Source organism: Microbacterium sp. NPDC089190, from assembly GCF_040701795.1.
In the GTDB taxonomy this organism is placed as follows: domain Bacteria; phylum Actinomycetota; class Actinomycetes; order Actinomycetales; family Microbacteriaceae; genus Microbacterium; species Microbacterium galbum.
In genome coordinates, this window is record NZ_JBFBHF010000004.1 from 106,057 (window position 1) to 126,172 (window position 20,116).

The 20,116-nt window shown below is 69.9% G+C and carries 15 protein-coding genes; 8 read left to right on the forward strand and 7 right to left on the reverse strand.

The features are described 5' to 3' along the window. Positions 1-34 precede the first annotated feature (34 nt). Positions 35-3,382: a family 16 glycoside hydrolase gene (locus AB0230_RS13940; RefSeq protein ID WP_366376352.1), complete on the reverse strand. Its 3,348-nt coding sequence runs from the start codon at positions 3,380-3,382 to the stop codon at positions 35-37. A gap of 425 nt (positions 3,383-3,807) precedes the next feature. Between AB0230_RS13940 and AB0230_RS13945 the strand changes: the two genes are divergently transcribed. Genes AB0230_RS13945 through AB0230_RS13955 form a run of 3 tightly spaced genes read left to right on the forward strand, consistent with a single transcriptional unit; the run spans position 3,808 to position 5,722 of the window. Next, positions 3,808-4,428 (forward strand): hypothetical protein, encoded by a 621-nt coding sequence (locus AB0230_RS13945; protein ID WP_315994460.1) that lies wholly within the window; start codon positions 3,808-3,810, stop codon positions 4,426-4,428. 8 nt (positions 4,429-4,436) lie between these two features. Then, a complete protein-coding gene (locus AB0230_RS13950) occupies positions 4,437-5,465 on the forward strand; it encodes a DUF916 domain-containing protein (RefSeq protein WP_366376354.1) in 1,029 nt (342 codons plus the stop codon). Then, positions 5,462-5,722, forward strand: coding sequence for a hypothetical protein (locus AB0230_RS13955; protein WP_366376356.1), 261 nt, complete (start codon positions 5,462-5,464; stop codon positions 5,720-5,722). The genes AB0230_RS13950 and AB0230_RS13955 overlap by 4 nt, the downstream gene beginning before the upstream one ends. Here the strand turns inward: AB0230_RS13955 and AB0230_RS13960 are convergent. Continuing rightward, entirely contained in the window at positions 5,670-6,635 is a 966-nt protein-coding gene (locus AB0230_RS13960; RefSeq protein WP_366376358.1) for a DMT family transporter, read from the reverse strand. The two genes, AB0230_RS13955 and AB0230_RS13960, sit on opposite strands and share 53 nt — an antisense overlap. Before the next feature lie 71 nt (positions 6,636-6,706). Here AB0230_RS13960 and AB0230_RS13965 point away from each other — a divergent pair, with 71 nt between their 5' ends. Further along, positions 6,707-7,651 (forward strand): LysR family transcriptional regulator, encoded by a 945-nt coding sequence (locus AB0230_RS13965; protein WP_315994456.1) that lies wholly within the window; start codon positions 6,707-6,709, stop codon positions 7,649-7,651. On the opposite strand, the gene AB0230_RS13970 is transcribed toward AB0230_RS13965, so the two are convergent. Further along, positions 7,612-7,995, reverse strand: coding sequence for a twin-arginine translocase TatA/TatE family subunit (locus AB0230_RS13970; RefSeq protein ID WP_315994455.1), 384 nt, complete (start codon positions 7,993-7,995; stop codon positions 7,612-7,614). The two genes, AB0230_RS13965 and AB0230_RS13970, sit on opposite strands and share 40 nt — an antisense overlap. A gap of 35 nt (positions 7,996-8,030) precedes the next feature. Continuing rightward, the gene (locus AB0230_RS13975) at positions 8,031-8,270 is read right to left on the reverse strand and encodes a twin-arginine translocase TatA/TatE family subunit (RefSeq protein WP_315994454.1); all 240 of its coding nucleotides are present in this window, start codon (positions 8,268-8,270) and stop codon (positions 8,031-8,033) included. Positions 8,271-8,666: 396 nt separating this feature from the next. On the opposite strand from AB0230_RS13975, the gene AB0230_RS13980 reads away from it, so the two are divergent. The 4 genes from AB0230_RS13980 (at position 8,667) to AB0230_RS13995 (ending at position 15,823) form a co-directional block, all read left to right on the forward strand. Then, on the forward strand, positions 8,667-12,200 hold the full coding sequence (locus tag AB0230_RS13980) for a PQQ-dependent sugar dehydrogenase (protein WP_366376361.1): 3,534 nt from the start codon (positions 8,667-8,669) through the stop codon (positions 12,198-12,200). An 85-nt stretch (positions 12,201-12,285) separates the two neighbouring features. Then, complete coding sequence (locus AB0230_RS13985) at positions 12,286-13,314, forward strand: TIM barrel protein (RefSeq protein WP_315994452.1); 1,029 nt, start codon at positions 12,286-12,288, stop codon at positions 13,312-13,314. A 17-nt stretch (positions 13,315-13,331) separates the two neighbouring features. Further along, the gene (locus AB0230_RS13990) at positions 13,332-14,603 is read left to right on the forward strand and encodes a hypothetical protein (RefSeq protein WP_315994451.1); all 1,272 of its coding nucleotides are present in this window, start codon (positions 13,332-13,334) and stop codon (positions 14,601-14,603) included. A gap of 77 nt (positions 14,604-14,680) precedes the next feature. Beyond that, complete coding sequence (locus AB0230_RS13995) at positions 14,681-15,823, forward strand: NEW3 domain-containing protein (RefSeq protein WP_315994450.1); 1,143 nt, start codon at positions 14,681-14,683, stop codon at positions 15,821-15,823. A gap of 327 nt (positions 15,824-16,150) precedes the next feature. On the opposite strand, the gene AB0230_RS14000 is transcribed toward AB0230_RS13995, so the two are convergent. From AB0230_RS14000 to AB0230_RS14010, 3 genes are all read right to left on the reverse strand, one after another. Continuing rightward, the gene (locus tag AB0230_RS14000; protein WP_315994449.1) at positions 16,151-17,332 is read right to left on the reverse strand and encodes an ROK family transcriptional regulator; all 1,182 of its coding nucleotides are present in this window, start codon (positions 17,330-17,332) and stop codon (positions 16,151-16,153) included. A gap of 100 nt (positions 17,333-17,432) precedes the next feature. After that, positions 17,433-18,485, reverse strand: a complete 1,053-nt coding sequence (locus AB0230_RS14005) for an ABC transporter permease (protein ID WP_315994448.1) — start codon at positions 18,483-18,485, stop codon at positions 17,433-17,435. Next, the gene (locus AB0230_RS14010; protein ID WP_315994606.1) at positions 18,482-19,957 is read right to left on the reverse strand and encodes a sugar ABC transporter ATP-binding protein; all 1,476 of its coding nucleotides are present in this window, start codon (positions 19,955-19,957) and stop codon (positions 18,482-18,484) included. Before AB0230_RS14010 ends, AB0230_RS14005 begins: the two co-directional genes overlap by 4 nt. Positions 19,958-20,116: the final 159 nt, after the last annotated feature.

Here is a 20,116-nt window from a genome sequence, read left to right on the forward strand (position 1 = left end):
GACACGGAGTCCGCCACCGAGGGTGCCGGGGGGATCAGCCGCAGCTCTTGGCCGCGAAGGCGGCCGTCGCCGAGCCGATGCGACCGTCGCCGGTCGCGCTGACGGTCGTCTCTCCGGCGGGGACCGCGGCCAGACGCGTCGTGAAGGTGTGGAACACCGTCGCCCCGGGCTGCACGCCCGTCACGACCTTCTCGCCCCACGCCGTCTTCAGCGTCACGTCGACAGGCACCGTGTCGGTGTTCGTCGCGCGAGCGGTGACCGACGCCTTCTTGGCGACGCACTTGACCTCGGCCGACGCCGTCACCGCGAGGGGCGCCGGCTCGTCGATGTCCTTCACCCGGACGTTGCGGTAGGACACCGCTTCGCCCCCGCCGTGGTTCTGCAGGCCGACGAAGCCCTGCGACAGATCGCGAGCGGGATCCGTGCTGGTGAAGTCGTTCACGAGCGTGCCGTTGAGGAAGATCTGGATGTTCTTCCCCTTCACGACGATCTCGTACGCGTTCCACTGACCGACCGGCTTGAGCGAGGCCTCGACGGCCGCGGCATCCGCACCCTGGAAGGTGTAGATCGCGCCGGTGGTGCGGTCGGCGGCGTCGGTCGCGTCGATCTGGATCTCGTAGCCCTGGTTGACCGCGACCCACGGGTCGTTCTTCGGGTCGGGGAACCCGACGAAGACGCCCCCGTTGTGGTCGGCGATGAGCTTCCAGTCGAGCTTCAGGCTGTACTCCGTCAGCTTCTCGGCTGTGTACCAGAGCAGGCCCAGACCGCCCTGACCGCGGATGCTGCAGTCGTCCTGGCGCCCGAATCCGCCCGGGCCGGCCATGCGCCACCCGGCTTCGAGGCTGGCGAGGGTGCCGTCGAAGAGCGAGCGGTAGCCGTCCTCCACCTGTGCCGGAGCGCAGCGGTCGATGGTACCGATCGAGAGCACGTCGACGTTGATGTTGCCCTTGTTGCCTGTGTCGAACCTCAGCGCGATGGTGTTCGCGCCGGCCACGAGGGGCATGTCGCGCGTGGCAGTCGCCCACGTCTTCCAATCACCCGTCGAGGGGAAGTCCCATTTGCCGAGGTTCTGGCCGTTGACGTAGAGGTTCACGTCCTTCGTCCCCGGCGCCGGGTTCGGGCCGTTGGAGTAGCGGACGTTGACGGGAACGGTGCCCGCGGTCTCGGCGGAGACCGTGAACTCGAACGCGGAACCCGCCTGCCACATGCCGCCCGCGAAACCCGCCCCCGAGTAGCCGCTGTGCTCGTTGTCGAACTTGGCGCCACCGATCAGACGCGCCTCCTCGGCTTCGTACCAGCCCTCATCGGCGGGAGAGACGTAGCCCGGCAGCGAGTTCACCGTGTACCAGGCCTCGGTGCTCCAGAGTTTCTGGCCGTCCTCGGCGGCGAAAGGCTGCGGCGAGCGCACGTGCACGACGCGTCCCTCCTTGAGCCCGTCGAACGAAAGCGTCACCGTCTTCCGGTCTTCGGATGCCCTGGCACCGGTGAGCGAGAGGATCTCCTCATCGATCTTGGGGCCGCCGTAGGTCGAAGTGGGCAGGTAGCGCCACTGCTCGGCCGTGTACGCGGAGGCGAGGTTCGCGACCGTCTCGTCGGAGAGGGGCTGGGTGTACTCGATCTCGAACCCGCCCTCGACGACCTTCATGGACGTCATGTCGAAGGTGCTGCGCTGTGCCTTCGGGACGAGCTTCTGCAGCCCGTAGGTGAGCTTGCCCGCCTCGCCCCAGTTGCCGCCCTCACCGGTTCCGCCGATGTACAGCGACTTGTCCGGGCCCTCGATGACGCGGTTGACGCCCACCTCGAAGCCCGCGGAGTGGCGGAACACCGCGCCTTGGAACTCTCCGTCGACCTTCTCGAGGAAGGCGCGCTGCAGACCGCCGTAGGTCACATCGCCGAACATCATCTGACCCGCGAAGGGCCCGTCCTTCAGCATGATGGGCGTGCTGGGCGAGTTGCCGATCTCGTTCTGCGGGATCCACACCACGGGAGGGGTCACGGGGTTCTGATCGAAGGGGCCCGCGGGGTTCGTGTAGTGGTTGAAGAAGCGGTCCTGCTTGATGTTGACGAGCTTGTTCGCGGGGAGCCAGGCGCCCTGATTGTCCATTGCGAAGAGCTCGCCCTCGGGACCGAAGGCCACGCCGTTCGGGGTGCGCAGACCGCCCGCGACATAGCTGATGGCGCCGGTGGCCCTATCGATCTTCACCGAGGTGCCGCGGTTCCTCGCCGGCTGCGGATCGGTCGTGGCGCCGCCGTTGTCGATCGCGACGGAGAGGTTGACGTAGAAGTTCTGCTCGTCGTGGATCAGGCCGAAGGCGAACTCGTGAAAGTTGTTGCCCGAGGGGTATTCGGCGACCTTCCGCTTCGTCTCGTAGGAGCCGTCGCCGTCGCCGTCGCTGAGTTCGGAGAGCTGGTAGCGCTCGGACACGTAGATCTTGTCGTCGATCACGTCGATGCCCATGGGGTTGAGCAGGCCGTCGGCCGCCTCGACGACCGTGACGTCCTCGGGACCGTCGGCTTGCTGCGCGCCCTTGAGCACGTAGACCTTGCCGGGGGTCGAGGTGTCCCAGCCCCCGGAGTTGACGGATCCGGTGGTCAGCACCGCGAGGTCGCCGTCACCGAGGAACGCCAGACCGGAGACCTTCGGGGTGAATCCCTCGGGCCGCAGGTCGACGAGCGTGTAATCGGGATTGACCGCGTCGAGGCGCAGGCCGTCGCCCGCGGAATCGCTGCTGCCTTCGCAATACTTGGTGCCGGGGGCCGTCACGCGCACGACGCCGGCTTCGGTGCTGAGCACGCTCTCGGGGACGACGGCGAAGGCCGTGTCTCCGGGCGTCTTCCACTCGAGCGTGAGCTGCTGACCGTTGGTCGCCTCGAACATCTCCACGAAGAGGTCGTGCACGCCCACGTCGAGTGTCGCGGTCGCCTCCACCGACTCGGCGCCGTGCAAGCCGTCGTTGTCGATGAGCAGGGTTCCGTCGAGCGTGAGGCGCGAGCCGTCGTCGCTCGTGAGGCGGAAGGTGTAGTCACCCGGCCGATCGACCGTGAGATTGGCCAACGCGTGGGTGATGAAGTTGTCCGCAGCGCCGAACTGCTCGTCGGTGAGCCAGTCGATCGACGACATCTTCTTGTCGACGTTGGGGGTCTGGCCCGACTTGAGCGTGCAGAGCTCGCCCAGCGGCGGGGTGATGTAGGTGCGCAGGGTGACACCCGGTTCTTGCAGGGGGAGGTCCGCCGGCGTGTTGACGGCGGGGGCGACGGCGGCACTGGCGGGCAGGATCGCTCCTGTTGCCACGAGTGCTCCGCCCAGGAGACCGGCCGCGAGGGTCCTCGCGACGCGGGTGCTGCGCCGGCGGGGGCCGGTCGATACAGCGGGTACGGGCATCATTGCTCCTTCGGATCGTCGTCGGAGGGCGACGACGACCGCTCAGATCGCACGGGTCATCCTCGACGGTGGTCATCGTAGGAGCCTTATGCCGGCACGTCTACAAAACTTGACAGATTTGTGTTCTAAAATGCTGACAGGTTTCCCGACAGCGCAACCCGGGTCGTATTGATCAGGACGCATCGGAGGATAATCTCGCGAGAATCCGCGCCTTGACAGTCCTCCTGAGATTGTTCTCTCGCTCGACACCTTTTGCTTGACGCTGACAGAAGAGCGCACTACTGTCGCATCGACCCCGCCGAACCGAGTCGTGACAGCGTCGCCACGAGACTCTCCTGGGCTTCCCGCGACGTGCCCGATCGCGCACCTCACCCGCCGGCGACCGCCGACGATCCACCGCTGCGCGGTGTCAGAACGGAGTACTCATGACCTCTCTCTCGCGTGGCGGGCTCTCGGCCCGCATCGGCGTCGCCGCGCTCGGCATCGGCATCCTCGCCGTCGCCGGGGGCGGCACCGCTTTCGCCGCCGGAGAAGACACCGTCGACGTCCAGGTCGACATCGCCCCCGACGCGGAGCCCGGGGTGCTCGCCCTCACCGTCGCGAACGGCAGCACCTCGCTCACGGAGGGCCCGTCGTCGGGAACGCACCGTACCTTCGCCGGCACCCTCCCCACCGTGACGGTCACCGACACCCGCGAGCCCGAAGACGTCGACCCCGACTCCTACTGGTACGTCATGGGAGCCATCACCGACTTCACCGGCGACGCGGACCAGCCCGACATCGTCGCGGCCGACGCGTTCGGGTGGTTCCCCAAGATCCTCTCCGGCAACCCCGACGGCGGCACGCAGCTCGTCGCCGAAGGCGACCCCGTCGCCCCCGGTACGGGCGGCTTCGTCGACGCCGAGCTGCTCTCGATCGCCGACCGCTCACAGGCCGCCGCAGGCGGCTCGTACTCCGCCAGTGCAGACCTGCTGTTGAAGACACCGTCGACCGTCGCCCCGGGCGCGTACGCGGCCACCATCACCCTGACGCTGCTCGAGGAGTGAGGCCATCCATGAGCGCCGCGGCCGTGCGAGGGGTGTCCGCCTTGTTGGGGGGACTCCTCGTAGCTGCCGCGGCGGTCGTGTCGAGCAGCCCCGCCGCCGCCGCCACGACCGATGCCGCCACGACCGCGCCCGATGCCCCCGTCACCTGGTCGGTGACGCCGTCGGCGGCCGACGGACCCGACGGACGACGGGTGGTCGAGGTCGAACTCGATCCTGGGCAACGCGTCACCCAACACCTCGCGGTGAAGAATTTCAGCGAGCGCGAAGCCACCTTCGCCCTCACCGCCGCCGACGGGTACTACACCGACACCGGCCGTTTCACGATGCTGCCCGCCGATCGCGCGTCCGCGGACGCGGGCACGTGGATCGCCGTCCAGCCCACCGTCACCCTCGCCCCGAACGAGACCCGCATCGTTGCGTTCGACATCGTCGTGCCGGAGAACGCCACCCCCGGCGATCACGCGGCCGGGGTGGCGGCATCCGTCCGCTCCTCCTCGCCCGGCGCCGACGGAACCCGCGTGGGCGTCGACAGCCGGGTCGGCTTCCGGGTCTCCACCCGCGTCACGGGCGATCTCGCACCCGCGCTCACGGTCGACGGCCTGCGCGCGGACTACACCCCCTCGTGGAACCTCTTCGCTCCCGGGACGATGACCTACGACTACACGGTGCGCAACAGCGGGAACACCGCACTCGCCCTCACCGACACGGTCGACGCCATCGCCTCCGACCGCGGCACGCTGCTCCCCGGCGAATCCCGCGCGGTGCGCAGCGAAGCGCGACCGGCGTGGCCGCTCGGCCTGCTGTTCGTCGAGGTCGCGGTGAGCGCGGGCGTACCCGATTCGTCTCTCGTCGTCGCGCCCGCGACCCAGACTCTCGTGGTGTGGGCCGTGCCGTGGTTGCACCTGCTCGCGATCCTGGGTCTGGTCTTGATCGGGCTCGCCGCATCGACCGGCCGCCGGCGGTCGCGGCGCCGGGTCGACGACCTCATCGCCCGCGCCCGGGAAGAGGGCCGCCGCGAGACGGTCGAGGCGTCATGAGCGCGCTCGCGCCGCCGTCGACGTGGTCCGCGGAGCTCTCAGGCGGCGAAGGCGAGATGCTCCTCACCGTCGAGATCACGCACGCCCCCGACGCGGCGTGCGTCACGGGGTGCGCGATCCCGGCCGGCCCGGTCGACGATCTCGCCCTCACGGGCGGCGACGTCGCCTCGATCGGGCTGGCGATCGTTCTCGTGGTCGTGGGAATCAGCGCGACCGCGAGATCGTGGGTGCGCCCCTCGGCGGCACCGCGCTCCTGACCGGTCGCGGGGCCTCGGCGACCAGGGCGCGGCGGTGTCGGCGCTCGATCGCCTGCCCCGCGTACGAGGCTCCGATGATGAGCGCGGCCCCCACGCACCCGGGCAGGCCCACGGCCTCTCCGCCGAGGATGACGCCGACGGCCAGCGCCCACACGGGCTCGGTGCCCATGAGGATGCTGGCTCGCGTCGCCGACGTGCGCCGCACGGCCCACAACTGCACGACGAAAGCGAACACCGAGCACACGAGACCCAGGAACAGGACGTCGACCCATCCGGATGCCGAGAGCCCGCCGATCGCACGCGGGAGGTCGGCCCCGGCGATCGCCGACGACAGCGCGGCGCACACGGCGAGCTGCACGCAGACCACTGCCGCGGTGCTGTCGCCTCGACCGCGGGTGAGCCGGGCGCTGGCGGTGACGTGCACGGCCCGGACGACGGCGGCGCAGATGACGAGCAGGTCGCCCCAGGAGGGTGAGCGCAGCCCCCCACCCGAGACGAGAAGGGCGACCCCCGCCACGGCGGCGACCGCGGCGACGAAGTACGACCGGGGCAGCCACGAGCGCGCGGCGACACTTTCGAGCACGGGAGTGAAGACGAGGGCGAGACTGATCAGCAGTCCCGCGTTGGTGGCCGAGGTGAGGTGCACACCCCAGGTCTCGAAGCCGATCACCGCGGCCTGGGTGCAGCCGAGAAGAGAGGCGACCGCGAGGCCTCGGCCGCGCGGCATCCGCTCGCGCCGCACGAGGCAGACGACCGCCAACGCGAGTGCGGCGACCAGGAAGCGGAGGGCGACGGCGGAGGCGACCCCCGCCTGATCGGTCAGGTCCTTCGCCGCGAGGAAGCTCGCCCCCCATGCGGCCGCGACGGCGAGAAGGAGGAGATCGACGAGGAGTTCGGGAGCACGGCGGGCCACCCGCCCAGCTTCGTGAAGGTGAAGTTGAAGAACAACGGGATCTTTTTTAATCGTCAAATAAGTTGAGGCTTATGGATGTCGTTCACCTCCGTGTTCTCCGTGAACTGCGCGACCGCGGCAGCGTCGTCGCGGTCGCCGCCGCACTGCACGTGTCGGCGTCGGCGGTGTCGCAACAGCTCGCCACCCTTCAGTCGCACGTCCCGGTTCCCCTCACCGTGCGGCGCGGACGGGTGCTCGTACTGACGCCCGCGGGCGAGGCCCTGGCCGCGGCCGGCGCTCGGGTCGATGAGGCGCTCACCGATGCGCGCGAGGCCGTGGGGGCGTTCCTCGACAGCGAGCGGCGCCCCGTGCGCATCTCTGCGTTCCATAGCGCAGGTCTGGCGCTGTTCGGTCCGCTCCTGCGGGAGGTCGGCAGCACACCTCCCCTGCGGCTCGCCGACGCCGACGTCGCGCACCGCGACTTCCCGGGCCTCACCGCCGACCACGACATCGTGATCGCCCATCGCCTACCGCATGACGCACCCTGGCCGACCGACCGGGTCGTGGCGACCCCGCTGCTCACGGAGCCACTCGACATCGCCCTCCCCGCGGGGCACCCCCTGGCGAGCCGGGAGCAGCTGCGGGCGGCCGACGTGGCCGGTGAGACCTGGGTATCGGTGCAGGAGGGCTTCCCCCTCGCCGGCATCCTCGAGCACCTCGCGGCCCACGCGGGCCGCCCCGTGCAGGTCGCCCACCGCATCAACGAGTTCTCGGTCACAGCCGAGGTGGTCAGATCCGGCGCGGCCATCGCGATCCTGCCTCGCACGACGTCGGCCTCTCTCGCCGTCGACGGCCTCGCGCTGCGACCACTGTCCGACCTCGAGCTCGTGCGGCACATCGACGCCCTCGCCCGCCCCGATGCGCTGGCCTACGCCGCGGTGCGCACGGTCCTCGGTGCGCTTCGACGGGTGTCAGCCGGAGCGGGCACCGCTCGCACTCACTCCCCTGGCGAGGGAGGCGTCGCGGGAACGCGCTGACCCGTGGCGGCGGGGACCGGAGCCTCGGTCCCACCGGCGTGATCCGTCGCGGACGACGGCGGAGCCGAGCTCGCGGCGGGTACGTCGGGCTCTGCGAACAGGGCCTCTCGCACGATGCGACGAGGATCGTAACGACGCGGGTCGAGACGCTGCCAGTCGACGTCGCTCACCTCGGGCCCGAGCTCATCCCGCACGTGTTCCTGCGCGGAACGTGCGAGACGGCGCGCCTGCGTGAGGAAGGCGCGCAGAGACTCGGCCGCCGCGGGAAGCCGCTCGGGGCCGATGATCACCGCGGCTATCACGCCGATGAGCAGGAGCTTCTCGATCGTGAGACCGAAGGTCATGGGAAGCGGTCCCCTCGGCGGGCGCGCATGGATGCTCAGCTGCGAGCGGGCGGCTCGAGCAGCGTCTCCCGGGGAAGGCGCTCGTCGCGCACCGCGGCCGCCGGCGGCTCAGAAGGCGCGGCACCCTCGTCCTTCATCGCCTTGATCTCTCCGCGGAAGACGCGAGCGGACTGGCCCACACTCTTGGCGAGAGCGGGCAGTCTGGCCGCGCCGAACAGCAGAACCACCACCGCGAGCACGATCAGAAGATGCCATCCGGTCAGTCCGTGCAACATGGGGCCTCCTCGGCCGTGCCGGCGTCGTCGTCGGCGAGTGGGATCGTTCGGCGATGCTAGCCCTCATCGGCGGCGCATCACAAGACCCAGGACCATCGTCCTTTTGTTGGTCGTTACGTACGCAACTTTTGATTGACCTATGGACAAACATCGGTCAAGATGACGACCAGAGCAATCGCCCACCCCCTGGGGCGCTCATCCCCCCGAGGCTCGCCCAACCACCGCCGCACCGAGCGGTGCTCGGCGTCCCATCCGAACTCGACGAAGAGCGGAGGAGCAGATCGCGCGTGGCCGACCGCCACCGCTGAAGAGCCCGGGCCGCCACAGACGTCGTTGCAGCGACGCGTGGCGACCCGGTGAAAACAACTCGAACGCATTCACAGGAGCTGTTTCACGATGAACTCTACTTCTCGGCATCCGGCTGTCCGGTCCCGGTTGACGGCGGCCCTCGCGGCCACCGCACTGGGACTGGGCGTCTTCGCCGCTGTGCCCGCCCCCGCCTTCGCGCATGAGGGGGAAGACCACGGAACCACCGACCCGGGCGGCGATCACGGCGATCCCACCGATCCCGGAACGCCCGACCCCGGCGACACGGGCGAGGGCGAAGGCGCCCTCGACTGGAGCAATTACGAGCGCGTGCTGCTGACGAAGGACGTCGGCGAGCCGATCGACCTCGCCGTCCTCCCCGACAAGCGCGTGCTCCACACCGCGCGAAACGGCGACGTGCGCCTGACGGACCCCGCCACGGGCGTCACGCGGGTCACCAACACGCTCGACGTCTACGCGAACTCGGAAGACGGCCTGCAGACGGTGGCCCTCGACCCGGACTTCGCCGAGAACAACTGGGTCTACCTCGTGTACTCGCCCCGCGACGCGGACGGCGACGGCGTGGCCGACACCCCGGCGGGAAACTCCCCCAACACGCTGCCCGCGGGCGCCGACGAGTCGTACTGGGACCAGTGGGTCGGTGTGAACCGTCTCGCCCGCTTCCAGTGGGACGGCGACCAGCTCGATCTGTCCACCGAGCAGACCATCCTCGACATCGAAGTCCAGCGCGGACAGTGCTGCCACGTCGGCGCCGACATCGGCTTCGACGGCGAGGGCAACCTCTACCTGAGCACTGGCGACAACACCCCGGCATCCACCCCGGGAGCCAACGGTTTCGCGCCCAACAACGACGCCCCCGGCTACAACCCCGGCTTCGACTCGCGGCGCGGTGCCGGCAACACCAACGACCTTCGCGGCAAGATCCTGCGCATCCACGTCGAGGACGACGGCTCGTACACGATCCCCGAGGGCAACCTCTTCGCCCCCGGGACCGAGCTGACCCGCCCGGAGATCTTCGTCATGGGTGTGCGCAACCCGTTCCGCATCGAGGTCGACGTCGAGACCAACTCGCTGTCGTGGGGCGACTACGGCCCCGACGCGACGAAGGCCGTCGCCGAAACCGCGGGGCGCGGACCCATGGGTCTGGTGGAGTGGAACGCCATCAGCCTCGACGAGCCGCAGAACGCCGGCTGGCCCTACGTGCACGCCGACAACCAGGCGTACAACGACTGGGACTTCGCCACGGCGACGCCGGGTGCGTTCTTCGACCCGACCGACCTCAAGAACGAGTCGCGCTGGAACACCGGCCTCACCGACCTGCCCCCCGCGCAGCCCGCGACCCTCTGGTACGGCGACAACCCCGGCGACCAGCCGTGGGACGAACTGGTGGACTTCGGCGCCGGCAACGGCCAGGGCCCCATGGGCGGACCCGTCTACCACTACGACGAGAACAACCCCTCGCCCACGAAGCTCCCCCCGCACTGGGATCGCAAGGCGTTCATGGGTGAGTTCTCGCAGGACTACATCGCCGCGTTCACACTGGACTGGGACACCTTCGAGGTCAGCGGGATCGAGGACTTCCTGCCCAACGCCGCCCTGAGCACCCTCGGTCAGCCGCCGCACGACAACCCCATGGACATGGAGATCGGGCCCGACGGCTCGATGTACGTGCTCGACTACGGCGACGGCTTCTTCCGCGCCAACCCCGATGCCGGTCTGTATCGCATCGACTACGTCGCCGGGAACAAGTCGCCCCAGGCGCGTTTCACCGCGACGCCCACCTCGTCGTCGCAAGCCCCCCTGACCGTCGAGTTCGACGCGTCGCCCTCGACCGACCCCGACGGAGACACCCTCACCTACGAGTGGGACTTCGACGGTGACGGCACCTACGACGCGACCGGCGCGACCGCCTCGTACACGTACACCGAACTGGGCACGTACAGTGCCCGCCTGCGCGTGTCCGACCCGGGTGGACGCTTCGGCCTGACCTCGCGCACCATGTCGGTGGGCAACCAGGCGCCCGAGGTGACCGTGGCCTTCCCCGGCGACGGCGCGTTCTTCGACTGGGGTCAAGCGATCCCGTTCCAGGTCACGACGACGGATGCCGAAGACGGCGACGCCACGGAATGCTCGCGCGTGAGCTGGACCTATGGTCTCGGTCACGACGAGCACGCCCACCCTGAGGTCTCGGGCACGGGCTGCACGGGTGTCTTCCGCACCGACCCGAACTCGCCCGAGCACGGCCCCGGTGCCCTGCTCTACGGCGCGGTCGTGGTCACCTACACGGATGCGGGCGCCAACGGTCTGCCCGCGGCCACGGGCGAGGCGACCGTTCGCCTGAATCCGAAGCAGCAGCAGGCCGAGCACGCGATCCGTCGTGAGGGCGTCACCACGTACGCCGACGCCGACGCCTCGGGTGGCAACGCCGTGAGCGGACTCGGAGCAGGCGACTACCTCGCCTACGACCCGGTGAACTTCGCCGGAATCGACGGTGCCGTGGTCCGCGCCACCGGCGCGGGGGAGGTCCAGCTGCGCTGGGGCGCCGCCGACGCCGAGCCCTTCGCGACCGCCACCATCCCCGCGGGCGCCGGCTGGCAGGACGTCGAAATCGCCTTCGAGGCCCCCGAGGGCACCGGAGCGCTCTACGTCACCTCGGCCGACGAGTTGGCCGTCGATGCGCTGACGATGGTCGGCGACGGCGTCGGAGACGTCACACCGCCGACGGTCGCGCACACGCTGGACCCCGCCACCCCGACAGGTGCGGGCGGCGTGTTCAACGAGCCCGTGCGCTTCTCGGTGCAGGCCGCCGACAACGGCACGCTCGCGAGCGTCCAGTACTCGCGCGACAACGGCGCGACCTGGGAGAACCTGGCGGCGAACCAGCAGTACGGGGTGACGTTCGATCAGGACGGCGCCTACGACATCCGCTACCGGGCCACCGACACCGGCGGCAACGTGTCGGAGCTCGGTTCGGTGTCGTTCACGATCGACCTCGATGCTCCCGACGAGCCGACAGTCGACACCCGCACGCTCGTCTCGCTCGGCTCCCCGCGCGTCACCTATGGCGCCCCGGGCGACGTGACGGTGTCGGTGCGCGGAGAGGGCGGCGCCCCCACGGGCGAGGTCGCGCTCACGGTCGGCGACACCGAGCTCGGTCGCGCGACTCTGGACGCCGAGGGCAACGCCGTCGTCGCCCTCCCGGCGGACCTGCCGGTCGGCACGCACACCCTGCGGGCCACCTACGGGGCCGACGAGACCTTCAAGGGATCGGCCGGCATCGGTCGTCTCACGGTGTCGCAGGCGAAGTCGGCGACCTCGGTCGCCGTCTCGCCGACGCCGGTCAAGCCCGCCGTGGCGGCCACCGCCACGGTCCAGGTGGCCTCGTCGACGGGCATCGTCCCGACCGGCGACGCCACGGTGACCATCCGTCGCAACAACACGGTCGTCGCCACCCTCACCGGCACGCTCGGCGCCGATGGCACCGCCCAGATGACCCTGCCCAAGCTCAGCGCGGAGGGCGCCTACCAGGTGCAGGCGTCGTACACCGGTTCGACCGGGATCGCGAAGAGCAGCGGCAGCGCGAACCTGACCGTCAAGAAGTAACACCCGGGTGGGGGTCGCGCACCGCGGCCCCCACCACCCTCACGGTCGTCCCCGGCCCGGGGCGGACCCACCTCGAAGGAGAGTCATGAGTCACCACCACGACCACGCGCACCCCACGGTGCCGGATCGGCCCATGAGCCGGCGCACCCTGCTCAAGGCCCTGGCGGCGTCGTCCGTCGCCGTCGGCATCGGCGCCGCCGCCATGCCCGCGGCAGCCTCGGCATCCACCGCCTTCGGCGCCCGCGCCGCGGCGGCCGCTCCCCCGGTCAGCGCCGGGAAGCGTCTCGTCCCCGTCAACCGCATCGGCATCCAGCTCTACACCGTCCGCGACAAGGTCAGCTCGCTGGGCTTCCGCGCGGTATTCGAGGAGCTCGCCCGCATCGGCTACTCGGAGATCGAGTTCGCGGGCTACACCCAGGGCAACCTCGGCGCCATCACGCCGCAGGAGATCCGACAGCTGCTCGACGACAACGGCCTGCGGGCGACCGGCGCGCACGTCAACCTCACCCCGGCCAACATCGACCAGCAGCTCGAGATCGCGCACGTGCTGGGCATGCCGCACCTCGGCCAGGGCGGACCGATCGCCGGCGGGTACGGCGGACCTCTCGCAAAAGATCCCTGGATGCAGGCCATCGGCACGTGGAACCAGATGGGCGAGAAGGGGCGGGCGGCCGGCATCAAGCTCTATCTGCACAACCACGCTCAGGAGTGGGGCTTCACCACCGACACGAACGAGCGCGTCTACGACCTCTACTGGGCGAATCTCGACCCCGAGACGGTGTTCTTCGAGATGGACGTCTACTGGGCGCACGTCGGAAAGCACCTGTACCCCGGGTTCGAGCCGATCGACTACATCAAACGTGATCCCCGGCGGTTCCCGATCCTCCATCTGAAGGACGGCAAGCTCAACCCGAACAGCGCCAACGGCTACGACATCGTCGAGTTCGGCGCCGGGAACATCGACTACACGGCGTTCCTGTCGCAGTTGCGCGACCGCGGCCAGCGCTTCGGCATGTTCGAGCAGGACAACGCCTCCACGGTGCCGGTCAATCCCGGCGACTCCCTGGCGAACGCCGACCGCAGCTACGACAACATCGCAGCCCTGCGCGGCTGAGCGACGAGGAAGAACAGATGAACAGAATCACGAAACTCACCACCGTCGGGCTCCTCGTCATCGGGGGCAGCGTCGTGGCCGTCCCCGCTTACGCCGCCGATCTGACGTGCGCGGAGGATCTCGGCAGCCAGACCATCTCGGGGAACCTCGTCGTTCCCGGGGGCGCTGACTGCGTGCTCGGCGGCGCGACCGTCGAGGGCGACGTCATCGTCGAAGCCGGCGGGTGGTTGGATGCGACCTCGGTCACCGTGACCGGCGACGTCGTCGCCACCGACGCGTACGGCGTCTCGCTCGACGGCACGACCGTCGCAGGAGACGTCAGCGCCTACTCCGTCGACACGACCGTGGGCTTCCTCTACGTCAACGACCTGCGGGTCGGCGGCTCGGTCGAAGCCGGCGGGATCGACGTCGAGGTCGTCGACAGCTCGATCACCGGTTCGCTGAGCACCCGGCAGGCGAATTACGTCGACATCGTGCGCACCTCCGTCGGCGCCGATGTGAGCGTCGACGGCTCGGCCTGGGGCGTCTCGGTCTCGGGCGCGATCGTGAAGGGCGACGTCACCGTTGCGGGCAGCGGCCGCGATGTGCTCATCGGCGCGACCGCCGACGGCGGCGTGGACGCGTTCGCCAACACCATCGGAGGCGGCCTGTCGCTCACCGGCAACAACGCGAACCTCCGTGTCGCCGCCACCACCGTGTACGGGGCACTCGCTCTCGACGGCAACAGCCCGGCTGCGGCGTTCGGCGAAGGCGTACGGGCGGGCACGACGTCCGGCGACTACACCGGGACCGCCCCGGCCGAGCCGCCGGCGGGCGACCAGTCGATCGCCGTCACCGTGCCGGAGCAGGGCTCGGGTGAGCTGACGTGGTCGATCGAGGGCACCTCCGCCCTCGTCGACCTGGGCGTGGCGAGCGAGGCGCTCGACCACTACGCCGCGAGCGGCGCCATCGTGCCGATCCGTATCCAGGACACCCGCGCCGGCAACCCGGGATGGTCGCTGACCGCACAGGTGTCGAACTTCACCGCCGGCGGCCAGGAGGTGTCGAGCAAGTACCTCGGCTGGACGCCCGAGATCGTGGAGACGCAGGGAGGTGCCGTCGCGGGCGCCCCCGTGGCATCCGGTTTCGACGAAGGTCGCGGCCTGTCCGTCGCGCGCACCCTCGCACAGGCGAACGACGGCCACGAGCGCGGTTCCTCGCTCGTGGGCGCCGACCTGGATCTCAAGCTCCCGCTCGAGACCCCCCGCGGCACCTATACCGCGACCGTGACGCTGACCGCCCTCAGCTGATCCCCACCCGTCGGGGTCGCGGCCGTCTGACCGCCGCGACCCCGACGGTCCCTCCCTTCTCACAGGAAGCCCCGCCCATGTCCCAGGCGATGTCCCCCCGTCCGTTCCGTCTCCTCCTGTCGCTCATCACGGGCCTCGCGCTCGCGCTGGGCACGCCCGTCGCCGCGTCGGCCGCGGCCGCGCCCGACACCACCGTGACGTGGAGCGTGAAACCCGCCGACACCGCGCAAGGGCGCGACCGGCCCAACTACGCCTACGACCTGGCCCCCGGGGGCACGGTCGGGGATGCGCTGTACGTCGCCAACCGCAGCGCGGAGCCGATCACGCTCCAGGTATACGCCGCCGACGGCTTCCTCACCGAGGACGGCGCGCTCGACATCCTCGCGGGAGGCTCCGCGTCGACCGACCTGGGCAGTTGGGTCTCGATCGAGACCACGGAGCTGACACTCGACAGCGGCGCGGACGCCGAGGTGCCGTTCACCGTCGCTGTGCCCTCGGACACCCCACCCGGCGACTACGCCGCGGGGATCGTGGCATCCATGTCGGTTACCTCCGACACCGGGACCGTCACCGAGCGCCGTCTCGGCTCGCGCATGCACCTGCGTGTGCTCGGCGATCTCGCCCCCGCGCTCACCGTCGACGGCGTCTCGGTCGACTATCACGGCACCGCCAACCCGCTCGAGGCGGGTTCCGCGACCGTTCGCTACACGTTGACCAACGCCGGAAACGCGCGCCTCGACCCCGACGTCGACGTCGCCCTGAGCGGCCCGCTCGGCTGGGCCCGCGTCACCGCCGCCGACGACGCACCCGAACTCCTTCCCGGCAGCTCGCTCGAACGCACGGTCGAGGTCGCGGGCGTCGCTCCTCTGGGTCTGCTGGCGGCCGAGGTGACCGCCACCTCGCAGGTCGTCACGCGGACGCTCGCCGGTACGGAGCCGTCGACCTTCGATCCCCTCGTGTCGCAGGCGACCGCCGCGACCGCCGCGATGCCGTGGACGGCGATGGCGATCCTCGCCGTCCTCGCCCTGATCGTGGTCTGGCGCATCGTCGCCGCCCGCCGCCGCAAGGCGGCCCACGCCCGAGAGATCGCATCCGCCGTGGCCGCGGCGACGGCCCAGGCGGGCGGGACCAGCGCGCTCGTCGCGGCCGGCGCAGTGGAGTCTCCCTCCGCGCCCGGGCTCGACGACCCGTCGACGCGGTCCGCGCGCCGCGCCCCGTGAGACCGCCCGCGGCGCGGGGAGGGACACCCTGCGCCGCGGGTGATGATCACGAACGCCCGCCATCGAGATGGCGGGCGTTCTGCGCGATGGCGTAGGGGTCTGCGCGAGTCGACGCTCGCACGCGCAGCCCACCGATCCGACGCGTGCTCCGGAGGGGAAAGGATGCGCTACGGATACGACCCCAAGAGAGCGGCAGGGGTGTTCGCCGGCCCGTCACCGAAGGCCGGGCCAGCCGCTCGGACGGACCCCGCGAGCCCTCTCAGCGCGACAGCGGGAGGATCTTCTCCCCGGTCCCCGAGCACTCGGGGCGGCGGAGCGCGTATGGCTTCAGACGCGCAGGAATGCCGCGTTGAGCGACTCGGGCGCGAGCGCGTGCTCGACGGCGAGCATGCTCGCGCCGAGCACGGCGGCCTTCTCCGCCGCCATGGACTGCACGATCGACAGATACTCGGTCGCCAGCGGCGTCGACCGCGTGTAGACGACCTCGCGTACTCCGGCGATGAGATGCTCGCCGACGCGCGCCATCGACCCGCCGATCGCGATGACCGAGGGGTTCATGAGGCTCACGCAGGTGGTGAGCACCTCGCCGATGTCGCGTCCGGCCTGACGCACGGCCTGGATCGCGTCGATGTTGCCGCGCTTGACGAGGTCGACGACGTCGGAACCGGTGTGGGCGTCGATGCCCTGCGCCCGGAGGGCGCGGGCGATTGCCGGACCGGATGCCAGAGCCTCGAGGCACCCGCGGTTGCCGCACTGGCAGGGGATGTCCGCGCCCCGGGCGACTTGGACGTGACCGATGTCGCCGGCGATGCCCTGAGCGCCCCGCTGGAGGCGACCGTCGGAGATGATGCCGGTGCCGATACCGGTGGCCACCTTGACGAACATGAAGTGGTCGACGCTGGGCCACGCGACGCTGCGCTCGCCCAGGGCCATGATGTTCACGTCGTTGTCGACGAGGACGGGCACGGGCATGTGCTCGTAGATCCAGCCGGGGATGTCGAAGCGGTCCCAGCCCGGCATGATCGGGGGGTTCACCGGTTGGCCGGTGGAGTGCTCGACGGGACCGGGGACGCCGATTCCCATCGCCGCCACGTCGGAGACCGAGCGGCCCGATTCCGTCAGCAGTGCGGAGGCGGTCTCGACCAGCCAGGTCAGCACGGGCTCGGGGCCCTGCGCGATGTCGATGTCGCCGGTCCGCTCGGAAAGGACCTTGCCGGTGAGGTCGGCGATGGCGACCGTTCCGTGCGAGGCGCCGAGGTCGACGGCCACGACGACCTTGGCCGCCGGATTGATCGCGAACTGCGAGGGCGGGCGACCGCCCGTCGACACGGCATCCGCCACGGGGGTGATGAGACCCATGCGCATCAGCTCGTCCACGCGCATCGCGACCGTGGATCGAGCCAGGCCGGTCGACTTCGCCAGCTCCGCGCGGGTGCGCGGAACGCCGTCTCGCAGCAGCTGGAACAACTGGCTCACGCCGTTGACCGACTGCATCGAATCTGTCGTCATCCTCTTCACGCCCTCAGTACACCACTAGTTGTCTTCTGTTCCATCCACGTGGCGACGGCGGCTACGCGGATCACGCAGCCGCCGTCGGCAGGGGAAGTCGTCAGCCCCGCCCGGGTGGGCGGGAGAAGCGCTGCTGGAGAAGCACCGCGACCACGATGATGACACCTTTCGCCACGGCTTGAACCGAAGACGACAGATTGTTCTGAATGAACACGTTCGTCAGCGTCGCAAAGATGAGCACTCCGAAGACGGTGCCGGCGATCGTGCCGCGGCCGCCGACGAGCAGGGTCCCCCCGACCACGACGGCCGCGATGACATCGAGTTCGAGGAGCTGGCCGTTCGTGGAGCTTCCAGCCGTGGTGCGACCCAGGAACATCACGCCGGCGATACCGGAGGCCAGACCGGCGAGAACGTAGAGCCACATGACATGGCGCTTGACGTTGATGCCCGCCAGCCGCGCCGCCTCGCGGTTGCCGCCGATCGCGACCGTGCGACGACCGAACGTGGTGCGGTTCAGCAGCACCCATCCGAGCACCGCGACGATCAGGAAGATCCAGATGAGCATGTTCACGCCCAGGATGTCGGCGTTCATGAAGGTGATGAAGCTGCGGTCCTCGACCACGAGCGTGCGACGCTCGGCCAGGATCTCCGCGAGACCGCGCGCACCCACGAGCATCGCGAGGGTCGCCATGAACGCCACGACGTTGCCGTACGCGATCACGATGCCGTTGACGAGGCCCGCGGCCGCACCGACGGCGAGGGCGAAGACGACGAACACGATCCAGTGCATGGAATCGGCGAGGTCCTGCACGACGGCGAGGGTGCCGACGACGGAGGCGAGGCCCACGACCGATCCGACCGAGAGGTCGATTCCACCGGCGATGATGACGAGCGTCATGGCGATGGCCACGACCCCCGTGATCGATGCCTGTCGGAGGATCACGAAGATGTTGTCGACCGTGAGGAATGTCCCCGGAGCGGTGATGGCGCCGACGATGAGCATCACCACGAGGGCGACGACGAGGCCGACGTTGCGCCCGGCGGAGCCGGAGAAGAAGGCCTTCACGGGCGACGCCGCGGTGGAGGTGACCGGGGCCGTGCCGGCCTCGGTCGGAACCGTGCGCGCACGGGTCGGGGTGGTCGGCTCGCTCACGCGGCGGATCCTTTCATGACGAGGTCGAGCACACCGTGCTCGTCGATCTGGTGGGAGGGGAGCGTACGGAGGATCTGGCCGTCGGACACGACGAGCACGACGTCCGCCAGGCCCAGCACTTCTTCGATCTCACTGGAGACCACGACGACCGCGTTCCCGGCGGCGGCCAGGTCGCGGATGAGGGTGTAGATCTCCGCGCGGGCGCCGACGTCGACGCCGCGGGTGGGTTCGTCGAGCAACAGCACCTCGGTGCCGTGGATGAGCCATCGGGCGAGGAGGATCTTCTGCTGATTGCCGCCGGAGAGCGTCCGGGCCGCACGGTCGGGGTCGGCGGGCCGCAGTTCGAGAGCCTCGATCTGCTCCTGCGCCACCCGGCGCGCAGAGCGATCGTCGAGGAAGCCGCCTCTGGCGAAGCGTGACATCGACGCCATCGTCGCGTTGACGAAGATCGGCTCGTCCAGCACGAGACCCTGGCTCTTGCGCTCCTCCGGCGAGAGTCCGACGCCGGCGCGGACGGCGGCGAACACCGACCCGCGGGGAAGCGCCACACCTCTGACGCTGACGCTGCCGCCCGACGAGCGACGAGCGCCGTAGACGGTCTCGAGGATCTCCGACCGGCCGGAGCCGACGAGCCCGGCGAGGCCGACCACCTCTCCTGCACGCACGGAGAACGACACATCCGAGAAGACACCGGTGAGGGAGAGGTCCGTCACCTCGAGGACGACCGGGGCGTCGGGCGCGACCGGGACGCGCTCGGGGAAGACGTTGGTGATCTCGCGTCCGGTCATGAGCCGGATCAGCTCCGGCGTGGGGGTCTCGGCGGCCGGCAGACCCACCGCGGTGGTACGACCGTCCTTGAGCACCGTGATGCGGTCGCCAATCTGCCGGATCTCCTCGAGGCGGTGCGTGATGTAGACGACCGCGATGCCTTCGGCGGTGAGTTCCCGGACGACGGCGAACAGGTTCTTGACCTCCTCGCTGTCGAGCACGGCGCTGGGCTCGTCCATGATGATGAGCTTGATGTCGTGCGAGAGCGCGCGCGCCATGCTGACGATCTGCTTGTTGGCGGCGCTGAGCGTGCCGACCTCGGCGTGCGGGGAGAGGCCCGCGTGACCGAGGCGGCGGAGCAGCTCCGTGGTCTGTCGCGCCGCCGCGGACCTCTTCGTGAAGCCGCCACGGGCGAGCTCGTGCCCGAGGAAGATGTTCTCCGCGATGGTCAGCCCGTCCACGACATCGAGCTCCTGGTACATCGTGGCGATGCCGAGGTCGATGGCGGCCTGGGGACCGGCGATCTCCACGGTCTCCCCCTGCCAGCTGATCTCACCCCCGTCGGGGCGGTGGACCCCGGCGAGCGTCTTGATCAGGGTGGATTTGCCCGCCCCGTTCTGGCCGAGCACGCAGTGGACCTCGCCGGCCCGCACCTCGAGGTCGACGCCGCGAAGGGCCTGCACGCCGGCGAAGGACTTGGTCACTCCGCGGACGTCGAGTAATGACGATGCATGGTCAACTTTGATCACGTGGCGAACATAACACGCCGCCCGCTTGGCGCGCGACACTCGATAATGCGGAGATCGCGCAAAACCCCCGCCCCGACACGTGCCCTGCTGGACCGGCTATCGGGCGCTTCGGAG

Bases quoted from the DNA above. Each gene is read 5' to 3' on its own strand.
- AB0230_RS13940 (WP_366376352.1), bottom strand. From the start codon at position 3,382: ATGCCCGTACCCGCTGTATCGACCGGCCCCCGCCGGCGCAGCACCCGC.
- AB0230_RS13945 (WP_315994460.1), top strand. From the start codon at position 3,808: ATGACCTCTCTCTCGCGTGGCGGGCTCTCGGCCCGCATCGGCGTCGCC.
- AB0230_RS13950 (WP_366376354.1), top strand. From the start codon at position 4,437: ATGAGCGCCGCGGCCGTGCGAGGGGTGTCCGCCTTGTTGGGGGGACTC.
- AB0230_RS13955 (WP_366376356.1), top strand. From the start codon at position 5,462: ATGAGCGCGCTCGCGCCGCCGTCGACGTGGTCCGCGGAGCTCTCAGGC.
- AB0230_RS13965 (WP_315994456.1), top strand. From the start codon at position 6,707: ATGGATGTCGTTCACCTCCGTGTTCTCCGTGAACTGCGCGACCGCGGC.
- AB0230_RS13970 (WP_315994455.1), bottom strand. From the start codon at position 7,995: ATGACCTTCGGTCTCACGATCGAGAAGCTCCTGCTCATCGGCGTGATA.
- AB0230_RS13975 (WP_315994454.1), bottom strand. From the start codon at position 8,270: ATGTTGCACGGACTGACCGGATGGCATCTTCTGATCGTGCTCGCGGTG.
- AB0230_RS13980 (WP_366376361.1), top strand. From the start codon at position 8,667: ATGAACTCTACTTCTCGGCATCCGGCTGTCCGGTCCCGGTTGACGGCG.
- AB0230_RS13985 (WP_315994452.1), top strand. From the start codon at position 12,286: ATGAGTCACCACCACGACCACGCGCACCCCACGGTGCCGGATCGGCCC.
- AB0230_RS13990 (WP_315994451.1), top strand. From the start codon at position 13,332: ATGAACAGAATCACGAAACTCACCACCGTCGGGCTCCTCGTCATCGGG.
- AB0230_RS13995 (WP_315994450.1), top strand. From the start codon at position 14,681: ATGTCCCAGGCGATGTCCCCCCGTCCGTTCCGTCTCCTCCTGTCGCTC.
- AB0230_RS14000 (WP_315994449.1), bottom strand. From the start codon at position 17,332: ATGACGACAGATTCGATGCAGTCGGTCAACGGCGTGAGCCAGTTGTTC.